The following is a 20,928-nucleotide window of genomic DNA, read 5'->3' as shown; positions in this document are numbered from 1 at the left end:
AGTGGTACAAAAAAACAACAATAGGGGATTGTTTTGCCGTCATTTGAACGCCTTCACAGCCTTGGGGTTTTACTGCTACTGGCATTTTGCCTGGGGGCCTGCTCATCCAATAAGCCCGCACCTAAAACGGTTGTCCCTCCTCCCGCCCCTAAAAAGACGCCATCCCAAGACCAGGTTCGGCGCAACAATATTTCCTTTTTTTTGAATCGTGCGGAACAGGCGCTACGCAAAGGGCATCTAACCCAGCCTGCCGGTGCCAGTGCCTACGACTATTACCTGCGTGTATTGCAACTGCAACCGGATAACAGCAAGGCAGAAACCGGTATTCAAACCATTGTGGTCACCTATGTTGAGCGGGCGCGGGACGCCCTGCGTCGCAGGGATTTTGGGGAGGTGAATACCCTGTTGAAACGGGCCGAGATGTTGGCCCCGGCCAATCCGCTGGTGGCTGAAGTGCGTACACAGTTGGTCCGCGAGCGGGGGAGAGCGCAGCTCGATTTACCGCAAGGGGAGGTGATAGGTCTACCAGCCGGTGAACTCGCAGTAAGGTCTGCCGGGCTGGTGGAACAGTTGCAGCGAGTAGCGGGCAGGATTCGCAGCGAGCAGCTGCGCGTCATTATCGTAGCGCGCAGTGATGCTGAGGGCCGTTGGGTTTATCAGCAACTGCGCGAGGCTGTGCCCGGGTATCGGGTGCGTGGAGATATCAAAGTCGGGAATCCGGCGAAACTGATTCTGATTAAGCCCAGCGGAGGGGCACCATGAAAAAAGTATTGGCATTTGCCTTTTTAATCACCGCACTCCTTGTGTCTAAGGGCGCCTATTCCATAGGAATTACGGCAGAGGGGTATGCCCGGGAAACACCTCCCGGACCTTCGATGAGCGCTGCCTTTGTGTCGCTGCACAACACTGGTGATTCGAGTCAGGTACTCACAGGTGTGGAGCTGCCGGGTGTTGAACAGGCTTCGGCAGACCTGCATACCACAATATCGGAGAACGGAATAAACCGGATGCGCCCGCTGGATCAGCTGACGATTGCTGCAGGGGCAAGTGTAGATATGGCTCCCGGTGGAGTTCACTTAATGATTAAAGGTCTGCGCCTGCAGGCGGGGGAGGAGTTGCCGTTGCGACTGCTTTTTGCCGATGGCAGCAGTGTAGATATTCTTGTGCCAATAGTTCGGATGAGTGATGAGGGTGAGCACCACCACCATCACCATGGCTGAATTGGCAGTTTTTTTGAAGTGAGGGGGAATTAAACATGAAGAAGTTATTGGTTTTTGCCGGTGCACTGCTACTCAGCGCTTGTGCTCACAGCCCGCTGCAAATTTGGCTGCAGCCTCAGGTCCAGGTTGCTCCTGAAGCGATAGGCGAAGGCTTTAGTATGAGTGTGATGGGAGTTAATGAACTGCCCTCTGGCGGCTTGGGATCATTGGGAGGTGTTTATGCGGATACTGCTCAGGTAAGTATTGGCAATGACGCTGGTGAGGCTATTGCAGCGGGATTGCGTGAGGGTTTTTCAAATTGGTCATTTCGAATTACCGATACCGCGCCGGAAGTTCAGGTGATCGCAAAATTGGTAAAACTCACCTACAACAGTCCAAATACGGTTTATACCACTGAGATTGACACCGCTGCTGAAATTCACCTGGAAGTGAAAATTGGTCCTCGCACTTATTTCGGCACTTACAGCGCTTCTGGCAAAGATCGGAACCTGGTTAAGCCCAGTCGAGAAGAAGTCCAAAGTCGTGTGAATGGACTGCTTAGCGCAACCTTGCAGAGAGTATTTGAAGACGAGAAATTAAAAAATTTCTTGCGCAGCAATCTGTGAATGTGCAATTTATGCATTTGCAGAAAAAACTCGGCTGGGAGGCTGGATAATTGAATAAAATCGGCGATCGTGGGCGATGATGTCAGTAACCTTTTTCGGTTATGGCCTGTCGCAAGGCACCTCCCCGCTACTGGGAAAGGTTTGCGCTTTGCTCTGTTGTGTTTTGAGTGAGTTTTCCCGTGACGCTGTTTAATCCAGAGGCGGCAAGTTACCTCGGCCCCCTCGCCCAGTTGGAAGAGGGGCTGCGCCCCTGTGAGCAGATCAGTTTACAGGCGGCGGAGGCGGCTCTCGGTGAAGTTGCCGATGGTGTCATTGTCACCGATGCTGCGGGTACGGTGGTTTACACCAACCCCCTGGTCAACGAAATGACTGGGGACCTGGTTGGACTGCTGCCCGGCCAGCCACTCAGCGAAGGTTTGCGCCTGTGCAATAGCCGGGGCGATGCGATAGAGCCGATACTGCCGGCATCCAGTGACCTGGGTGAAGTACCCAGAACCAGAGAGTTTAATGCCTGTATTGAGCGCCCAGGGGAAGAGCATGTCCCGCTTGAAGTGACCGTGCAGGTAATGGCTCTTTGGGATATGGGGGTGCTGAAAAATTATGTTTTGGTGCTGCGGGATACCTCTGCCGCACGCCGGGTTTCCACCCGCCTTATGTGGCAGAGCAGCCACGATGCCTTAACCCGACTGCCCAACCGACAATTCTTTGAGAGTGAGCTGCAAAGCCAACTCAGCCTTTGTGTCGATAAACGCCATCACCATGTATTGCTCTACCTGGATGTTTATCAATTCAAAGTTATTAACGACACCCTGGGCTTTGTTGCCGGGGACCAGTTGTTGGTTCAGTTGGTAGAGTTAATTAAGCGCTGCCTCTCCAGCGATGATCTGTTTGCCCGAGTCGGCAGTGATGAGTTTGCGATACTACTGCGCGACTGCACCCTGGAAGAGGGTGGTCGTGTGGTGGCTCGGCTGCGCGACTCTGTGCAGAACTTCAGTTTTTTCTGGGAGGGGAATGACAACCGGGTCGCGGTGTCGATTGGTGTTGTTGGTGTCGATCACTTTACCCCCAGTGCCAGTCAGTTACTGGCGTCGGCCAATGATGCCTGTTGCAGTGCCCGCGAGCAGGGCAGAAATCGCGTTAAGCTGTTTGGCGACTCCCGCAAGGTATTGGAGAAGCGTCGCGAGACCACTTGGGTTGCGGAAATTCACGCGGCTTTGCGGGAAGATCGCCTGATGTTGTACCGACAGCCAGTGGTTTCACTAAAGGGGGACCGCAATGTCCACCACTATGAAATCCTGGTGCGGATGCGCGGCCGTGATGGTGGAGTGATTTCACCGGGGCTGTTTTTGCCAGCCGCAGAGCGCTACGGCTTGATCGAGGAAGTGGACCGTTGGGTAATTCGCCGGGTCTTTGACTATATGGCCCAGGAGCAGCGCCTGGGGATGGGCGGAATTAATTATGCGGTCAATATTTCCGGTATCAGCCTGGGGGATGAGACCTTTGCTGATTTTGTGCTGCAGTCTCTGTCCGATGCCGGTGTAACGCCTTCGCGGGTTCAATTTGAAATTACAGAAACCAGCGCCATCAATAATCTCGAACGAGCTCTGATATTTATCCACAAGCTGAGAGCCGCCGGTTGCAGCTTTGCCCTGGATGACTTTGGTCGCGGTGTTTCCTCCCTGGCTTATCTGCGTCAGCTACCGGTAGATTTTCTTAAAATCGACGGAAGCTTTGTGCGGAATATGCTCGAGGATGAAATTGATAGCGCAATGGTGAGCACTATTGATCACTTGGCGAAGAGAATGGGTATCAGCACTATCGCCGAGTATGTAGAGAGCCCGGAGTTAATGGAAAAGTTGAGCCAGATGGGAGTGGACTATGCCCAGGGGTTCGGTATTTCCGCAGCGACGGGGCTGCCGGAGCTGGATAGCTACCCGGGGATGCTCCACCATTCCAGAGGGCCCAAGCCTTAGGGCCCCCTGGAAATCATGTGTCTATAGATAACTGCTATTAGGCAATTGCTATTAAACAACCGGTGCGAGTAATTCGGAGTGCTGCTCGGCCTCTAGTCGCGGGCCGTATTGGCTCACTACCTGGGCGGCAGCGCGGCAAGCGAGTTCGCCGGCTTCGGTAAAACTCATTTCGCGGTTGATACCGTAGAGGAAAGCACCGGCAAACATATCGCCTGCGCCGTTGGTATCGATGGCGCGGACTTCGGGGCTCTCTATGCGGTGAACGTCGTTGCCGTCCCATAGCAGTGCGCCATCGGCGCCCAGGGTAATCGCGAAACTGCGGCAGTAATCGCGCAGCGCTTCAACGGCGCCCTCCACAGAGTCGGTACCGGTAAAGCCTAGAGCCTCATCCCGGTTGCAGAACAACATATCCACACCGCCGCTAATCATTTCCCGCAGCCCTTCGCCGAAGAACTGAACCATAGCCGGGTCAGACAGGCTGAGAGCGGTTTTAACTCCGTGGGCTTCGGCTTCTTCGCGAAGCTTGATCGCTGCGGCACGGCCCGTTTCAGAGGAGACCAGGTAGCCTTCGATATAGGCCCACTTGGAGGCGGATAGTGCATCGCTATCCAGTTCAGCGACTGAGAGCTGTTCACTCATTCCCAGATAGGTGTTCATACTGCGTTCGGCATCCGGGGTGATAAGCACCAGGCATTTGCCGGTAGTGCCCTCATCAGCTTGCTTCAGTGTTTCGGGGTAGTCGACCCCGGCGCTGTTCAGGTTGTTTCTGTAGAAATCACCATTCTCGTCAGCGGCAACTTTGCACGAATAGAAGGTGCGGAGACCGAAATAGCTGGCAGCAATGACCGTATTGGCACCGGAGCCGCCGCAGGCCAATTTGGCAGTGACCATATGGTTTTGAAGGTCGTCTACCAGCTGTTGCTGACGGGCATCATCTACCAGGGTCATGATTCCCTTTTCCACGCCAAGGCTGCTCAAATCCTGGTCCGACACTTCGATTTCTGTATCGAGTAGGGCGGCACCTATGCCGTAGAGATCGTATTGCTGCATATCATTCCTATTCGGGCTTATTGTCTACATTTCCGCCGCATTATGGACGTGATTTTGCCAAGTGCAAGGCATTGGGGAGGGCTGGCGACAGCAAACCCTCACATAGGCGCTTGTTACATCTTGGTGAACTTATAGGCGGTTGCTGCGGTCAATCCTCGCACAGGTGTAAATAGCACCTTCACGTAAACCGCCAGGTGATAGATACTGCCAAGCCTGGATTTTAGCCCGCTAATTGAGTGGGCCCGCCAGTGCTGAAAGGCACTGGCAGCAAGATACCAGCGGAGCTGCCACCTGCTGGTACCCTGCCTTCGACTCTTCGATTGGGGCTGGTTAGGTCTCATGAGTCGCTTGATGTACTGAGTTGGCAGCGGGACTGAATCCTCATATGGCATCAACGAAACGCCGGCGCGTCAGAGCGTCAAAGCCCAAACGACGATATCGCTGGCTCAAGCTGCTAGTGCTTTTAGCCCTGGTGGGCTCCCTGGCGCTGGCAGCGTATATGGCTTACCTGGATGTGCAGCTGCGCGAGCGACTGGATAGCCGTCAATACCAACTCCCCGCCCGAGTCTACGCTCGTCCGCTGGTGCTGCGCGAGGGTATGGCAATGCATCCGGATGAGTTGGAGTCCGAATTTGCTGCCTTGAATTACCGCAAGCAGGGCACTCTGAGTGAGCCTGGTTCCTGGGTTCAGGACGGAATGAATTACAAGGTCTGGCGCCGGGACTTTATCCATGCCAATGGCCGCCAGCCTGCTGCAGTGGTCTCCTTCCGTCTGCGCAATGATCAAATTAGCGGCCTGCGTGATGACAATGGCCGAAGCCTGGCAGAATTCCGCCTGGACGCGGCTAATATCGGCTCTCTACTAGGGGGAGGCGATGACCGCAATCCAGTGCGTTTCGATGATATTCCTCCCTTGGTAGCCAATACCCTGATTGCTGTTGAGGATCAGGACTTCCTCAATCACTTTGGTGTTTCCCCTCGCGGTATTGCCCGGGCCATGGTGGCCAACGCAAAAGCCGGACGATTGGTACAGGGTGGCTCCACAATTACCCAGCAGTTGGTCAAAAATATCTTTTTTGACCATAAGCCCAGCCTGAGACGTAAATTCAACGAGGCCCTGATGGCCATCCTGATGGAGGTGCACTACGACAAGCGCTATATCCTGCAGGAATACATCAACGAAGTGTGGTTGGGTCAGCAGGGTGCCAGAGGTATTTATGGCTTTGGGTTGGCCTCTGAATTCTATTTCCAGCAGCCCCTGGACACCTTGGAACCCCATCAGGTAGCGCTGTTGGTGGGGCTGGCGAAAGGTGCGTCTTACTACAACCCCTGGCGCAATCCAGAGAGAGCACTGCAAAGGCGCAATACCGTGCTGGAATTGATGCTGGAGCAGGGGCTGATTACCCAGGAGGAATTCCAGAAGTATTCCGCCAAGCCTCTGGGGGTGGTCAAGGGTGGTGTCGGTGCGCAGAATCCTTACCCGGCCTTTACTGAGCGGCTGTTGATTGAATTGCGTCCCTACTACTCCTACGAGGAATTGCGCACTTCGGGTTTACGGGTTTACACCACCTTGGCCCCTTCGGTGCAGAAGTTGGCGGAGGAGTCCATCAGTCAGGGCGTTAGCCAGCTGGAGAAAGACCGAGGGATCAAAGCCAATTCACTCCAGGCCGCGACAGTATTGTTGGATAATCGCAACGGCAATGTGCTCGCCATGGTGGGAGATCGGAACCCGGACTACCCAGGCTTCAACCGGGCGCTGGAAGCCCGCCGCCAGGTGGGCTCCCTGATTAAGCCGGCTGTGTTTCTCACTGCTCTAGAGCGACCGGAAGAGTACAACCTGGCCACCCTGATCGATGATGCCCCGGTGAGAATTGAAGAGGCGGATGGCGATGTATGGATGCCGCAGAACTTCGATAAGCGCGCTCACGGACAGATACCGCTTTATATCGCTCTGGCCAAGTCCTATAACCTGGCGACGGCCCATTTGGGATTGGATCTCGGCCTGCAGAATGTACGCCAGACGATTCGCCGCCTGGGTGTTGAATCCAGGCTCCCCCGAGTGCCGGCGATGTTGCTTGGTGCTGTGGAGATGACCCCGTTCGAAGTTGCCGGTATGTATCAGACCATTGCGAACAATGGTGAGACGGTACAGCCGCGCACACTGCTGGCGGTTTCCGATGCCCAGGGCGGCCGTGTACAGCACTTCCGCCGCAAGGCTAATCGCGGTGTCGACCCCGTTCCAGCTTACCTGTTGCGCTGGGGGCTGGAGCAGGCCATGCGTGAGGGTACCGGACGCCGCTCCGCCAAGCGCTTGCCAAGTAGCATCGCCTTTGCCGGGAAAACCGGAACCACTAACAATAACCGCGATAGTTGGTTTGCGGGCTTCTCCCCGGAAGTAACCGCCGTAGTCTGGCTCGGGCGCGACGATAATGAGCGCACGCGCCTAACTGGCTCCACCGGCGCACTGCCGATCTGGACGGAGATTATGCGCAAGCTGCCCCATCAACACGGACCGGCAGAGATGCCCCGAGGAGTGGAGCTTAAGTCAGTGAACTCCCGGGGGCAGTTTATGGACCCGGATTACTGTCGCGGTGGTTATGAGATTCCTTTCTCCTACGAAAGCCAGCTGCAACCGGCGCCGGAATGTCGGGGGCAGAATCGCTGGCGCTGGTTCCGCAATCTATTTGGCAATGGTCGCGACGAAGCGGCTCCCAGAGAGGAGATGAGTCCCGGTTGGGGGGTGGATACCAGTGAGCAGCAGATGCGCGATCAGCGCCGCCAACAATTGCAGGAGCAACTTCGAGGTGACGATGCGGAAGAGTTTGGTGTAGATCCCGAGTATGGCTCCGATTATGAAGAGGAGCCCCTGGAGCTGCCAAGAGATAATACTTTTGGCGGGAGGGCTCACAGCGTACCGGTAGAGGAAGCCCAGCCGGTGGGGCCTGACCTGGAAGATCAGTGGCCCTAGGAAGGTAGCGCGCGATTGAACCGCGCGCTTTTTCACCGGCTATCAGTCTTGCAGCAACTGTGCGGCTTCTTCGGCGAAATAGGTGAGGATGCCGTCGGCACCGGCGCGCTTAAAGGCCAGTAAGGACTCCAGAATAACCGCCTCTCGCTTCAGCCAGCCATTTTCAAAGGCGGCGCAGTGCATCGCATACTCCCCACTTACCTGATAGGCGAAAGTGGGAACCCGCAATTCTTCTTTTACCCGACGCACTATATCCAGGTAGGGCATACCGGGTTTCACCATCACCATATCCGCGCCCTCTTCCAGATCCAGGGCGCACTCGTGCAATGCCTCATCGGTATTGGCGGGGTCCATTTGGTAGCTCGCTTTATTGCCACCTTTCAAGTTCCCGGCAGAGCCCACTGCATCGCGGAAAGGACCGTAGTAAGCGGAGGCATATTTAGCGGCGTAGGACATAATCAGGGTATTGCTGTGGCCCGCGCCTTCGAGAGCATCGCGAATGGCTCCGATACGGCCATCCATCATATCCGAGGGGGCTACCATATCGGCACCGGCCGCAGCGTGTGACAGGGCCTGCTGTACCAATACCTCAACGGTTTCGTCGTTGACGATATAACCGCTGTGGTCCATCAGCCCGTCCTGGCCGTGGCTGGTAAAGGGGTCCAGAGCTACGTCGGTGATAACTCCCAATTCCGGTACCGCATTTTTCAGCTCGCGAACAGCCCTTTGTGCCAAACCATCGGCGTCGTGGGCGGCACTGGCGCAGTCGGACTTTGCCGACGGGTCGACTACCGGAAACAGGGCTATGGCGGGGATTCCCAACTCTCGAACTGTCTTCGCTTTCTTGGCCAACAGGTCTACGCTCAGGCGTTCAACACCCGGCATTGAGGCTACTTTTTGGGTTTCGTTACGCCCCTCAATAACAAACAGTGGCAGGATCAAGTCGTCACTGCTCAACTGGGTTTCCCGCACCAGTCGACGGGAAAAATCCTTTGCACGCAGGCGACGCAGGCGAGTGTTGGGGTAGGCACCACGGCCGAAACTTTGGCTCATCGGGAAATTACTCCGGCTATCCATAGGGCCGCAGAAACCCCGCAGCCGCAATTGGCAGCCATCATATCAAATTGCCGCAGTGGGTGATTTTCGATTGCTGAGGGAAAGCGGTTTAAAAATGGGGCTGATGTAAGTGCCTTACCAATAGTTTGCCGGCGGCTTCTATATGTTTTGCCAGCAGTGCGGCGGCTTGGTCTCCATTTCCCTCTTGGAGTGCTTTGAGAATTGCAAAGTGCTCGTCCTGACTGGTGCCCTGGTAATTCAAACCGTGGGATTGGTAGCCGATATAGCGCTCACATTGCCGGTGCAGTTGCTCGACGGTACTAAATAGCGTGGGTCTTGCAGCCGCCCGGTAAATACAGGCATGGAACTCCCAATTCATTTTTCCGATCTGTTCGGCGGAGAGTTCAGGTTTGGCTTGCATGGATACCAGAATATCTCTGGCCCGCCCCAGGATCTCTCCATTAAGGCTTTCCAGTGCCAGGGATTGCAGCAGTGGTTCTAGGCGCATGCGCATCAGGTAGAGGTCTTCCACTTCAATAGGATCAAACTGCGGCACTGCGACGCCGCGTTTTCCGTGTCCGGTTAACCAGCCCTCATTTTTCAATCTTTGTAGAGCGTCCCTAACCGGAATACGGCTCACGGCGTAAAGCTCTGCCAGTTCGGCTTGCTTTAGCACCTGGCCGGCGGCGAAGCGCCCATGCTGCAAGTCCGACTTAATTTTTTCGTAGAGGCCCATCGATGTTTATTAATTCCTGCGCTTGAAAAACCAGTAACACACCAGCCCTCCCAGCAGCCCCCAAAAGGCAGAGCTAATGCCAAAGAGGCTGATACCGGAAGCACTGATCAGAAAAGTGATAATTCCGGCTTCGCGACCGTCGGCTTCGGCTGTTGCGCCAGCCAGGCTGCTACCAATGACACCAATCAGTGCCAAGCCGGCGAGGCCGGCAATCAGTGCCTGGGGAAAGGCGCTGAATAATGCCACAACGCTAGCGCCGCAGAGGCCCACCAGCAGATAAAAAATACCGGCGGCAATGCCGGCGGTGTAGCGTTTGTCGGGGTTGGGATGGGCTTCCGGGCCGGTGCAAATAGCAGCGGTAATAGCCGCCAGATTAAATGCAAAGCCACCAAACGGTGTCAGCAATAAAGAGGTGAGGCCGGTGCCACTAATAACAGGAGATATAGGCACTCTACTGTAGCCACTGGCGGCCAGGGTTGCCGCTCCGGGCAGGTTCTGAGAGGTCATAGTGACGATAAAAAGAGGAAGGCCAATGCCAATTAAAGTGGAGAGACGGAATTCTGGCGTAACCCAAACAGGGTGTGCCGCTTGCCAGCCGATCTGGGCCGATGCAATGAGTTGCAACTTCCAGCAAGTCGCCACTCCAGCCGCTAGTACCAAAATAATGGCATAGCGAGGCGCCCAACGGCGCCCGACTAGATAGGTCAGTAACATGATGCCGACCAATAGCGGTTGTGCCTGCAGAGAAGTAAATACTGAGAGACCAAATTGCAGAAGTATGCCTGCGAGCATAGCGCTGGCAATCGGTGCCGGCACCATTCGCGCTACTCGCTCAAAGGCTCCGGACAAGCCCACGAGGAGTGTTAACAGGGCGCTAAACGCAAAAGCACCAATCGCCTCTGCAATGGGGATGCCACTTAAACTGGTGGCCAAAAGTGCAGCACCTGGAGTCGACCAGGCAGTGATTACCGGGGCGCGGTAATACCAAGAGAAGGCAACACAGGTAACGCCCATCCCCAGGCCCAGGGCGCCAATCCAGGAGGCGATCATTGCTTCACTTGCGCCAGCTGCACGCGCGGCTTCAAACACAATGGCGGCGGAACTGGCTACTCCCACCAGCACGGCGACAAAGCCTGCGCTGATGGCGGACAAGCTGGTATCTGAAAACGGTGAGCTTTTCAAAATGTATACCTTTTATATTTTGTATACATTTTTAGCTGTTAGCTTTTTTGAGCGCAATAACTTTGCGGTGAAGCGACTGGGGCTTTATTGGAGGGGGGTAAAGTAAAACGGGTATAGAAGCAGCACCCGCAGGCTGCGGGTGCTGGAGAGAGGCGGGCAATTAGCCGAGGCGGGCGAAGACGCGTTCAGCGGCAGTGATTGTGGCCTCAATATCCTCATCGGTATGAGCTGCGGACATAAACCCTGCCTCATAGGAGGCCGGTGCCAGGTAGACACCTTCTTCCAGCATGCCGTGGAAGAAACGGTTAAAGCGCTCGTTATCGCAGGCCATTACCTGTTGATAGTTAGTTACTTTAGGTTCTTCGGTGAAGAAGAAGCCGAACATGGTGCCGGCCTTATTGGCGGTAATTGGGATACCTGCGGCTTTACCAGCCGCCAGGATGCCCTCTACCAAACGGTCGGTTTTGGCAATTAAAGGCTCGTAGAAGGCGGGTTCTTCCACCAAGCGCAGGGTTTCCAAGCCCGCGACCATAGCTACAGGGTTACCGGACAGGGTGCCCGCCTGGTAAACCGGACCCAGGGGTGCAATTTGTTCCATGATCTCGCGTTTACCGCCAAAGGCGCCAACGGGCATACCGCCGCCGATGACTTTGCCGAGGGTGGTGATATCCGCTTCGATACCGTAGAAGCCCTGGGCCCCGGTCAAGCTCACCCGGAAGCCGGTCATCACCTCATCGAGAATCAACAGGGCACCGTGCTGGTCGCAAACTTCGCGCAGGGTTTCCAGGAAGCCGGGTACCGGCGGAATGCAGTTCATATTGCCGGCAACAGGCTCGACGATAATACAGGCGATTTGATCGCCCAGCTCATCGAAGCAGCTGCGCACACTATCAGCATCGTTGTAGCTCAAGGTGATGGTGTGATCTGCCAGGGCGGCGGGAACGCCGGGAGAGGAGGGTACACCCATGGTCAGGGCCCCGGAGCCGGCCTTAACCAACAGGGAGTCGGAGTGGCCGTGGTAGCAGCCCTCGAACTTCACAATCTTGTCGCGCCCGGTAAATCCACGGGCCAGGCGAATCGCGCTCATGGTGGCTTCGGTACCGGAATTGACGAAGCGCACCAGGTCCATATTCGGCCACAGGCGGCAGAGTTCTTCGGCCAGTTCGGTTTCCAGTTCGGTTGGCGCACCGAAGCTCAGTCCCGATTGGGCCTGTTCCACCACGGCTTCAATGACTTCCGGGTGTGCGTGGCCCAGCACCATGGGGCCCCAGGACTGTACGTAGTCGATGTAGCGTTTCTCGTCTGCATCGTAGAGGTAGGCGCCTTCGGCACGGCGGATAAACACCGGGGTACCGCCGACTGCGCGAAAAGCCCGTACCGGAGAGTTAACGCCGCCGGGAATATACTGCTGTGCTTCTGCGAAGAGCTGCTCGGATTTACTCATAAACTTAATTCAGGTTCTGCATAAAGGGCCTGGGGAGCATTATCGCGGGGGTGGCGCCTGAGGACAATGTGTAGATTGGCGACGACCGGTCACAGACTGTGTAGACAGAAGATCTCACCGTCATGGGAACGGTGAGACTGATCGGGGCGGGGGAGAAATTTGAGTCAGCAGCTCCAGGTTTAGCGTTCGCACCAGAACAGCCGGTTGGGGATCGGCCTTCCCATTCCCAGGCGCCGGCTGTCTTTGATCGCACTCCAGGCGTACTGCTGACTGCGGGTAACCGCTTCGATAATGGTCAGCCCGTGGGCGATATGGCAGGCAATGGCAGTAGCTAGGGTGCCACAGACGCCATAGGCCGCTGGCTGCAAGCGCTCCCACTTGAACTCCCGCATGAGGCCGCGCTCATCGTAGAGCCGGTTCTGTAATTGTTGCTCGTGGGGCACGCCAGTCAGCAACAGGTAGCGACAGCCGGATTCGAGGATTTCTTGGGCCATGGCATCGAGGACATCGGCCTCCACAGCCATGGCGCGAGCTTCCCTGCGGTTGGGGCACACCATGGTCGCCTTGGGCAACAACAGCGACACCATAGCCTCCCACAGAGGTGGGGCGAGTACGCTATCTTTGTCAGCCAGTGTGGCATCGGGGTCGATAACGACGGGAATATCCGGGTAGTCGTGGAGTACGCTGTGAAGCGCGCGCACATTCTCCACAGAGCCCAGGTAGCCGACCTTGATCGCGGCGATCGGCATGTCTTCCAAAACGGCTCGGGTTTGTTCAATTAGCAGGCTGTCGTCGACTGGGGCGACACCCAGCAATTCACCGGTGTTACACACGCTGATGGCGGTAACTGCCGAGGCCGCATGGCAGCCGAGACTGACCGCTGTCTCAGTATCTGCGGCAATTCCGGCGCTGCCGCTGGGGTCGTGGTGAGTAACGGTCAGAATAACGGGCTGAGGTGTATCCATAAGTGCTCTACATGACGGCCATTAGCTGTGCGCCTAATTCTAGTTGCTGAGCGCCTTTGACAAGGAATGAATACGCGCCAAATTAAAATGGCTTTACGACAACCAAAATGACGATGGCGACAAGTGCAACTGCTGGGAACTCATTAAATATTAGGAAGTAGCGGCGGCTGCGGGTAACGGTTCCCCGGGCAAACTTGCGAACATAGGCGCCACAGATATGGTGATAGCCCAGGAGGAGAACAACAAAAGTCAGTTTTGCGTGCATCCAGCCGGCGGAGGTGTAGTAGGCCGGGTTCAAACTGTAGAGCCAAATGCCCAAGGCAACGGTGGCCAGCATGGAAGGAATGGCAATACCGCGATAAAGGCGGCGTTCCATAATACAGAAGCGGTCGCGACTAACGGCATCAGTGGCATCGACATGGTAGACAAACAGTCGTGGCAGATAAAAAAGTGCGGCAAACCAGCACACCATCGCAATAATGTGAAAAGCCTTGATCCACAGCATTGAAAGTCCCCTTAAAAGAAACGGGAAGAAAAATTACTTCCGGTAAAAGTTGTTAATTTGTAGCGGCAGAATAATGCCCGCCGTGCGATTGTCCAGCGAACCGCTTTTATGACGGCAGACATATAGGCCATCCGCGCCACTTCTCTCCAGCTTTTGCGAGGCCTCCAGCATTGTCGCTCGCCAGCTTAGGGACGCCAGCTGTTTGCGTTCGCCGGGTAGTCTCAATAAATCGATCATTTCTCCCGGGTCTAGTAATTTATCTGATGCGGAGGAAACTTGTTTTTCGCTCTCGGCCGCCTCTTTCGCACCACCGCGAAGAAAAGTTGCCAAGTCTGCTGCACGCAGTAGTTGCGGTGCCGGCTCCTTGGGTAAATCGATAAGAATCCACTCGGGGTGTTGATTAATTAATTCTGTTGCTGCAGCGCGGGTAATTTCCCTAGGAGTCACAACAAAGCTCTGATTCATTTCGCTGGCAACTCCGACACTGCTCAGCATTTGCTGTCGCCAACTCGGCATTCCCGCTTTATTCAGGGCTCGCAGCGTTTCGTGATAGAGACCGATAGTGGAAAAGAGTTGGCGGCTTACTAATGTGGCCACCACGATCATCATCATTCCAGGGAATAAAATATGTGGGTTATAGGTAAGTTCCAAGATAGCGAGTAGCGCAGCTAGAGGCGCATTGAGCATGGCAGCCATCATTGCCGCCATACCCACCATGGCATAAAAGCCTGGACTCGCGGTGTGCTCACCCAGCCACAAGTTAGCCAGGCCACCGGCAATACCACCGATACAGGCACCGATAATCAGGCTGGGGCCTATTACCCCACCGGGAATTCCGAGCCCTGCCCCCAAAGCGGTTGCGACTAATTTCGCGGCGACAATAGCAATGAGTGTCGCGACCCCTAACTCCCCCAGCATTGCCATCTGCAAAGTGTCATATCCACCGCCCAGGATTTCCGGTACCCAGATACCCAAGGTGCCAGTAACAAGGCCAACCAAGAGAAATCGAAGAAGTGGGGAGTAACGCTGCTGGGGAATTAAAATACGCTGGGAGCGGATAAATAATCCGGCGAGAACCCCAATAACCAGTGCGCACACAAAAAGTAGCGGCAGCTCGGCAAGGGAATTGAGTTGAATCGCGGGTACATTAAAGTCCGGCTGGCTACCGAAAGTCAGCTGGGTGATGGCGCTACCGGCAACAGCCGCGAGAATTATCGGTAAAAAACCTGCCACAGTATATTCGAGCATCACGACTTCCATCGCGAATACCACGCCCGCCAGCGGGGTATTAAAGGAGGCCGCAATTGCTGCGGCTACACCACACCCCAGTAGGTTGCGACCGGAATTATTGGGGAGCTTCAGCGCCCTAGCTAACCAGCTGCCACTGGCTGCTCCCAAGTGTACAGCTGGGCCTTCCCGCCCCACCGAGTGGCCGCTAATTAAAATTATTGCGCCGGCAAAAAACTGTAGCAGGGCATTTTGCATTGGCATTTGCCCCTGGTGGTTGTAGAGCCGGTCCAGGACATGGACCACTCCGACCTGGCGGCGTCTGGGATTTAGAAATAAATAGATACATCCCACTACCAGAGAGCCGATGACAGGCAATGCGAAGCGCCAGAATGGGGGAAGGGATTCGTAATTTTGTGGGATTGATAAAAACAGCGTGGTCGGCCACTCCATCGCCAGCCGAAAAAGTACAGTTACCCCTCCGGCCAGGATGCCGGTGATCAGGGCCATCCCCAGCAAAGGCGCTAGCGCGTCTTTGGAGGAAAGCTGTAAGCGTATATTTTCGAGGCTGCCAGGCCTAACTAAATAACGCGAAAACGACTTTTTTAGCGAGTTCCTTGGGGGCTGTGACACCGCACATCCTTAAAATGCTGGGGCTTGTGGTAGAGTGCCTGTCTGGTTTTACGATTATCGTCTCAGTTGGCGGATATACCGGAGATTTTAGCAAGGTGATAAAAGTAGCGATTGTCGGGGGCACCGGCTATACAGGGGTGGAATTACTTCGGCTTCTCTCAACACATCCACAAGCGGAAGTTACCGTAATCACCTCCCGTTCGTTGAATGGTACCCCGGTTGCCGAGCTTTTCCCTAGCCTGAGAGGGCACTCGCAGCTGTCTTTCTGTAGCCCCGATCTCGAACAGCTGGCGGATTGTGACGTTGTATTCTTCGCTACACCTCATGGCGTTGCCCAGGCCCAAGTACCGGCACTTATTGAACGCGGAGTTCGAGTGATCGATTTGTCCGCCGATTTCCGTTTGAAAGATATACCTACCTGGGAGCAGTGGTACGGCCAAGCCCACGCCGCTCCGGAATTAGCTCAAAGCGCTGTTTATGGTTTGCCAGAAGTTAATCGGGAACAGATTGCCAATGCGCAGTTGATAGCCTGCCCGGGCTGTTATCCCACCGCGATTCAATTGGGATGGATACCGCTTTTGGAAAAGGGCCTGGTAGAACCTGGTGAGCTGATCGCCAGTGCGGCCAGTGGTATCAGTGGAGCGGGGCGACAGGGTAAGACCGACTTGATTATGGCTGAGAATAGCGACAACTTCCGCGCATATTCTGCCGCCGGGCACCGTCATTTACCCGAGATTGAACAGGGGCTTCGTCGAGTGCAGGCCACTGAATCCTCTCCCGCGCAGGTGACTTTTGTACCGCATTTACTTCCCATGATTCGCGGTATCCACGCTACTTTATTTGCTCGGTCAGTGGGGAAGGTTGATGCCGATGAGCTTCAACAGATCTTTGAAAACCGCTATAAAAATGAGCCTTTTGTAGATGTGATGCCGGCGGGCAGCCACCCTCAGACTCGTACGGTTAGAGGGACCAATATGTGCCGCATCTCGGTATTGCAACCCCAGGAGCGGGATACGGTACTGGTATTATCGGCCATTGATAACCTGGCCAAAGGCGCGTCCGCCCAGGCAATCCAGAATATGAATATTATGTTTGGCTTAACTGAGACGTTGGGCCTGGATAGCCCGGCACTGCTGCCTTAGAATCGGGTGTTTCCCGACAATCGATAAATCCCGGATAAGACTTAGCAGATTTCATGGTGCTCAAAGTTAAAGGCAGCAAGCAGTACCGCATGAAAGTGGTGCCTCATAAACCCTTCTCTGGTGTCATTGCCGTAGTGGGGGTCGTTTTTTTGGTATTAGTGACCTCGGCCGGGTCCTATTTCGCCGGGCAGTATCAGCTGCGCCAGAGCCTCGATCGCAAGACACTGGAGCATACTCAAGTACTCGATCGTGTTACCGCGCTTCAGAGTGAGAATGAATCCCTGCGAATGAGGGTTGCCACTGCAGAGCAGTCGCTGACTATCGGTGAGCAGGCGAGTGAGTCGGTGCGTGCGGAACTGGTGCAGAAAGAGAGCCAGATCGCAGAGCTAAAGCAGGAAATTTCTTTCTATCGCGGCGTCATGGCCCCTGAAGATGGGGGTGAGGGGGTGTCCATTGGACGCTTTATCCTCTCGCAGACCGGCGATCCAAAAAGTTACCAGTACAAGTTACAGATCAAACAGTCCGCAGCGCGTCGGGATGTTGTAAAAGGCACGGCCACATTTACCGTAGTGGGCCGTCAGGATGGGGAACCGAAGAGTTACCCTCTGAAGGAACTGTCGGAGCAGGTGGATAGTGAGTCGATTCAGCTGCGTTTTAAATATTTTCAGAATATCGAGGGAGAGCTGCGCTTGCCGGAGGGATTTGTGCCCGAAGGTGTGGAGTTGTCACTTAAATCTTCTGGGCGCAAGGGCTTTAATATTGAGCAGCGCTACGGTTGGTTAGTACAGGAAAGTTAGCATAGGTGCCAAAGGCACGAGGTTTTGGGGATTATGTTAAGAAAAAAAGAGAAACAGATAACTATGGCCAATACCGGTAGTAACCACACGACTTTGATCGCTCGTCAGACTGAGATCAGCGGTGATATCCACTTCCGTGGCAACCTGGTCATCGAAGGTAAGGTGCGTGGCAATGTTACCGCTCACAGTGATAGTGATGCGCGCCTGCAAATTGTGGATGGCGGCATCATTGAGGGTGAAATTCGTGTGCCTCAGGTAGTGATCAATGGCAATGTCAAAGGGGATGTGTTTGCTGCGCGCCACCTGGAGCTCGCTTCCAAGGCAATGGTAGAAGGCAATGTACACTATAAGCTGATCGAGATGCTGAAAGGTGCCCAGGTAAACGGTGCCCTGGTATCCAGTGCCGACTTGAGTAGCGCGGGTGAGCCCCATATGCTCGGCTATTCCGAAGATGAAACTGTCATTGAAGCCTCTTAAGTCCGGGTAGTATTGGCTGGCGCTGGTACTTTGTTGTACCGGCCCACCTGCCGGTTAATACTTGACTGAATTGCTGGGTTTAAGCAAGATGACGCCCCCGGGGCTGCACTCGTTATAACTTTTATACGAGCGGTGAATGTCCCGATGAGTTGAGAGAGACTTATGTCAGAAGCTGTATCCTTTTCTCCCGCGCCACTCGTGGTCACAGACAAGGCTGTGGCCAAGGTAAAAAGCCTGTTGGAAGAGGAGGGCAACCCGGAGCTGAAACTCAGGGTGTTCGTGACCGGAGGCGGCTGTTCCGGTTTCCAATACGGTTTTACCTTTGATGAATTGGTTGCCGAAGATGATGCCATCATAGAAAAGGATGGCATTCAGGTCTTGGTGGATGCGATGAGCTACCCCTACCTGGTTGGCGCCAATGTTGATTACGAAGAAGGCCTTTCGGGGTCGCGCTTCGTAGTACAAAATCCCAATGCGTCCGCTACCTGTGGCTGCGGCTCCTCTTTCTCTATTTGAGAAATCCTAACCCGCCCTATTGATCAGGGCGGGTAAATAGCCCCTAGCACCGCCTCTTTCTGTGCGCCAGTCACTCCCGGGCAATTACCGGGCAGCCCTCTCAATGTCTGGCGGGCCAACCAAGCAAATCCAACGGCTTCAAGCCAGTCTGCGTCAATACCGTAACTGCCCGTGTCAGTAATAGACCAGGTGGGCAAGCGGCGCTGTAATCGCGTAACCAAGTCCTTATTTTTTGCCCCGCCCCCGCAAGTGAGCAGCTCGCCGCCTTCGGCAAAATTATGCACGGCATCGGCGATACTGGCTGCGGTCACTTCAGACAGGGTCGCCTGCACATCTACTGGCGCCACTTCCAAACCGGCGCAGGCCTGTTCGAGCCAGCTGGGGTTAAAAGTTTCACGGCCAGTGCTCTTGGGTGGTTCGGCGGAGAAATAGGGATCTGAAAGCAGGCGGTTGAGAAGTTCAGCATTGGCGCGACCGCTCGCGGCCCAGTCTCCATTTCTATCGTAGGGCTGGTTTTTGTGTAGGTTCACCCAGTAGTCGAGCAATGCATTACCTGGACCTGTGTCATAGCCGTAAACCTGGCCATCTGCCGTCAGCTCAGTGATATTGGCCATCCCCCCGATATTGACCACAGCACGGCTTCCATCAGTTTTGAAGGCGGCCTGGTGAAACGCCGGCATTAAAGGCGCTCCTTGACCACCAAGAGCGATATCCCGGCGACGGAAATCCGCAACGGTGCAGATGCCCGTCAGTGCTGAGATGGTGTTGGGGTCACCGAGTTGCAAAGTAAAGGGAGAAGTCACTGTGCCTGGGGGGCGGTGGCGTACGGTTTGGCCGTGACTGCCAATGGCGGTAACAGACTGACCCTCAACACCGGCTCGGGCTAGCAGGGTATTGGTGGCCTCGGCAAAAACCTGTCCCAGTTGCCGGTCTAACTGTCCGGCGCGATCCAACTCTGAAGGGCCGGGGGCACAGAGGCTGAGGATAGCCTCGCGCAGGCCGCTGTGAATCGGGTGGGCTAGCGCAGCCAGGATACGGGTGTTTATTTTTTCTTCATCGCCAAAATCGACCAGCACCGCGTCAATGGAGTCAACGCTGGTGCCGGACATCAGGCCGATAAACAGATCGGGCATATTCGTTGGCGCTTGTTAGGGGCTTTCTTCATCCAGTTGAGCCAGAGCCGGCCCCTGGAAGTTTTCTAGTTTCGCCAGAAGTGGCTGGGTCTGGTTTTTAAAACGGATCATCTCAGAAGTCGGTACCGACTTTGCCTTGGGCAATTTGCGCACAATGGTGGCGGGGTTACGATGTCTGCCATCCACCAGGAATTCGTAGTGCAAGTGCGGGCCGGTGGCATAACCGGTAGACCCTACAGTGCCAATAACCTGGCGCTGCTTAACGCGCTGGCCCTTTTTGACTTTGCGCTTGGTCAGGTGGAGATAGCGGGTTACATACCGTTCGCCGTGCTGGATAAATACGTAGTTGCCGTTGGGTTTGCTATAGCCGGACGCGATAACCCGACCATCGCCAGTAGAGTAAACGGGGGTGCCTCTTGGAGCGGCATAGTCGGTGCCATTATGAGGTCGGCGTGACTTGAATACTGGGTGCAGGCGGCTCGGGTTGAAGTGAGAGCTGATGCGGACTATGTCCAGCGGTGTGCGGATAAATGCCTTGCGCATACTTTTGCCTTCAGGCGTGTAGTAATTGGCATCACCACTGTTATCCACATAGCGTACAGCGCTAAAAGTTCTTCCTTGGTTGGTAAAACTGACCGCCAGGATAGGACCGTTGCCAATTTTCTCCCCATCCAGGAACAACTCTTCGAACATCACACTAAAGTTGTCGCCCTTGCGAATATCTAGGGCAAAGTCGATATCGGAGCTGAACACATCCGCCATCTCCATTATCAGGCTGTCACTCAGCCCAGCATCGCTGCCGGCCAGGAATAGGGAACTATCGATCTGGGCCTGTCGGTAAGCCGGGTGGCTGTCGGGCTCACGAGTTATCAGTGCGTGTTCAAACTTATCTGCATTTGTGCGGGTAAACTCAATTTGATTGAGTCGGTCCCGCTGCAATTTCAGGGACTGCAGCTGGCCATCATTATTTGTTTGAAAGGTCAGCTCTTCACCCGGAGTTAGACGTGCTAGCTGTTTTGCCTCTTTGCCGCTACCCAGAAGCTGGTACATCTCTTTGGCGCTGATCTTTGCACGTTGAAATAGGTCTGACAGAGTATCCCCGTTACGTACTTCAAGGCTTAACGACTTGACCGCCTCAACACTGACGTTAAGCAGTGGGGTCTCCGCCGGCGTATAAGTGAGTGCAGGTTTGGCTTCAGTGCTGTCGCCGCTTGGGACCTCTGAAAGTTTGACGGGTAGGGATGTGCGCTTAGAGGAAATCTCCGGTGAAGGAATCAGAACGGCCAGCATAAGGACAAA

At 55.0% G+C, this 20,928-nt stretch carries 19 protein-coding genes (1 of these 19 running past the window's edge); 9 read left to right on the top strand and 10 right to left on the bottom strand.

Going from position 1 to position 20,928, the window contains the following annotated elements; translation table 11 throughout:
• Nucleotides 1-33 precede the first annotated feature (33 nt).
• From ACJJI3_RS14530 to ACJJI3_RS14515, 4 genes are all read left to right on the top strand, one after another.
• Complete coding sequence (locus tag ACJJI3_RS14530; RefSeq protein WP_444940107.1) at nt 34-762, top strand: N-acetylglucosaminyltransferase; 729 nt, start codon at nt 34-36, stop codon at nt 760-762.
• A complete protein-coding gene (locus ACJJI3_RS14525) occupies nt 759-1,220 on the top strand; it encodes a copper chaperone PCu(A)C (protein ID WP_413664261.1) in 462 nt (153 codons plus the stop codon). Before ACJJI3_RS14530 ends, ACJJI3_RS14525 begins: the two co-directional genes overlap by 4 nt.
• A 35-nt stretch (nt 1,221-1,255) precedes the next feature.
• Nucleotides 1,256-1,825 (top strand): YajG family lipoprotein, encoded by a 570-nt coding sequence (locus tag ACJJI3_RS14520; protein ID WP_444892700.1) that lies wholly within the window; start codon nt 1,256-1,258, stop codon nt 1,823-1,825.
• 179 nt (nt 1,826-2,004) lie between these two features.
• The gene (locus tag ACJJI3_RS14515; RefSeq protein WP_444940106.1) at nt 2,005-3,798 is read left to right on the top strand and encodes a putative bifunctional diguanylate cyclase/phosphodiesterase; all 1,794 of its coding nucleotides are present in this window, start codon (nt 2,005-2,007) and stop codon (nt 3,796-3,798) included.
• A 51-nt stretch (nt 3,799-3,849) separates the two neighbouring features.
• On the opposite strand, the gene ACJJI3_RS14510 is transcribed toward ACJJI3_RS14515, so the two are convergent.
• Entirely contained in the window at nt 3,850-4,848 is a 999-nt protein-coding gene (locus tag ACJJI3_RS14510; RefSeq protein ID WP_444940105.1) for an adenosine kinase, read from the bottom strand.
• Between the two features lie 385 nt (nt 4,849-5,233).
• On the opposite strand from ACJJI3_RS14510, the gene mrcB reads away from it, so the two are divergent.
• The gene (mrcB, locus tag ACJJI3_RS14505; RefSeq protein WP_444912056.1) at nt 5,234-7,816 is read left to right on the top strand and encodes a penicillin-binding protein 1B; all 2,583 of its coding nucleotides are present in this window, start codon (nt 5,234-5,236) and stop codon (nt 7,814-7,816) included.
• Nucleotides 7,817-7,858: 42 nt separating this feature from the next.
• Here the strand turns inward: mrcB and hemB are convergent, their stop codons facing one another.
• The 7 genes from hemB to ACJJI3_RS14470 all read right to left on the bottom strand — a co-directional run bounded on the left by hemB (nt 7,859) and on the right by ACJJI3_RS14470 (nt 15,564).
• Nucleotides 7,859-8,869 (bottom strand): porphobilinogen synthase, encoded by a 1,011-nt coding sequence (gene hemB, locus ACJJI3_RS14500; RefSeq protein WP_444940104.1) that lies wholly within the window; start codon nt 8,867-8,869, stop codon nt 7,859-7,861.
• Nucleotides 8,870-8,981: 112 nt separating this feature from the next.
• Nucleotides 8,982-9,608, bottom strand: coding sequence for a GntR family transcriptional regulator (locus ACJJI3_RS14495; protein ID WP_444940103.1), 627 nt, complete (start codon nt 9,606-9,608; stop codon nt 8,982-8,984).
• A 9-nt stretch (nt 9,609-9,617) separates the two neighbouring features.
• Complete coding sequence (locus tag ACJJI3_RS14490) at nt 9,618-10,790, bottom strand: benzoate/H(+) symporter BenE family transporter (protein WP_444940102.1); 1,173 nt, start codon at nt 10,788-10,790, stop codon at nt 9,618-9,620.
• 160 nt (nt 10,791-10,950) lie between these two features.
• Entirely contained in the window at nt 10,951-12,234 is a 1,284-nt protein-coding gene (gene hemL / locus ACJJI3_RS14485) for a glutamate-1-semialdehyde 2,1-aminomutase (protein ID WP_282934422.1), read from the bottom strand.
• A gap of 179 nt (nt 12,235-12,413) precedes the next feature.
• The gene (gene thiD / locus ACJJI3_RS14480; protein WP_413664269.1) at nt 12,414-13,199 is read right to left on the bottom strand and encodes a bifunctional hydroxymethylpyrimidine kinase/phosphomethylpyrimidine kinase; all 786 of its coding nucleotides are present in this window, start codon (nt 13,197-13,199) and stop codon (nt 12,414-12,416) included.
• Between the two features lie 82 nt (nt 13,200-13,281).
• A complete protein-coding gene (gene hemJ, locus ACJJI3_RS14475; protein WP_282934420.1) occupies nt 13,282-13,704 on the bottom strand; it encodes a protoporphyrinogen oxidase HemJ in 423 nt (140 codons plus the stop codon).
• 33 nt (nt 13,705-13,737) lie between these two features.
• Nucleotides 13,738-15,564: a chloride channel protein gene (locus ACJJI3_RS14470; RefSeq protein WP_444912059.1), complete on the bottom strand. Its 1,827-nt coding sequence runs from the start codon at nt 15,562-15,564 to the stop codon at nt 13,738-13,740.
• Between the two features lie 95 nt (nt 15,565-15,659).
• Here ACJJI3_RS14470 and argC point away from each other — a divergent pair, with 95 nt between their 5' ends.
• From argC to erpA, 4 genes are all read left to right on the top strand, one after another.
• Nucleotides 15,660-16,706, top strand: coding sequence for an N-acetyl-gamma-glutamyl-phosphate reductase (argC, locus tag ACJJI3_RS14465; protein ID WP_444942560.1), 1,047 nt, complete (start codon nt 15,660-15,662; stop codon nt 16,704-16,706).
• A gap of 53 nt (nt 16,707-16,759) precedes the next feature.
• A complete protein-coding gene (locus ACJJI3_RS14460; RefSeq protein ID WP_413664271.1) occupies nt 16,760-17,503 on the top strand; it encodes a DUF6776 family protein in 744 nt (247 codons plus the stop codon).
• Nucleotides 17,504-17,536: 33 nt separating this feature from the next.
• Nucleotides 17,537-17,980: a bactofilin family protein gene (locus ACJJI3_RS14455; RefSeq protein ID WP_282934417.1), complete on the top strand. Its 444-nt coding sequence runs from the start codon at nt 17,537-17,539 to the stop codon at nt 17,978-17,980.
• A gap of 162 nt (nt 17,981-18,142) precedes the next feature.
• On the top strand, nt 18,143-18,496 hold the full coding sequence (erpA, locus tag ACJJI3_RS14450) for an iron-sulfur cluster insertion protein ErpA (RefSeq protein ID WP_108731633.1): 354 nt from the start codon (nt 18,143-18,145) through the stop codon (nt 18,494-18,496).
• A gap of 23 nt (nt 18,497-18,519) precedes the next feature.
• Here the strand turns inward: erpA and ACJJI3_RS14445 are convergent, their stop codons facing one another.
• Complete coding sequence (locus tag ACJJI3_RS14445; protein WP_444892707.1) at nt 18,520-19,629, bottom strand: anhydro-N-acetylmuramic acid kinase; 1,110 nt, start codon at nt 19,627-19,629, stop codon at nt 18,520-18,522.
• Between the two features lie 15 nt (nt 19,630-19,644).
• Nucleotides 19,645-20,928, bottom strand: partial view of an OapA family protein gene (locus tag ACJJI3_RS14440; protein ID WP_444940101.1) — the 3' portion only. Its footprint extends 96 nt past the window's final position; 1,284 of the gene's 1,380 nt are visible here — the last part of the coding sequence; the start codon falls outside the window, past its right edge; its stop codon occupies nt 19,645-19,647.

The sequence above is a fragment of the Microbulbifer maximicatervae (SeqCode) genome (genome assembly GCF_052466985.1).
The sequence above is the reverse complement of the archived record's forward strand: the minus strand, read 5'-3'. Positions and strand labels throughout refer to the sequence as shown.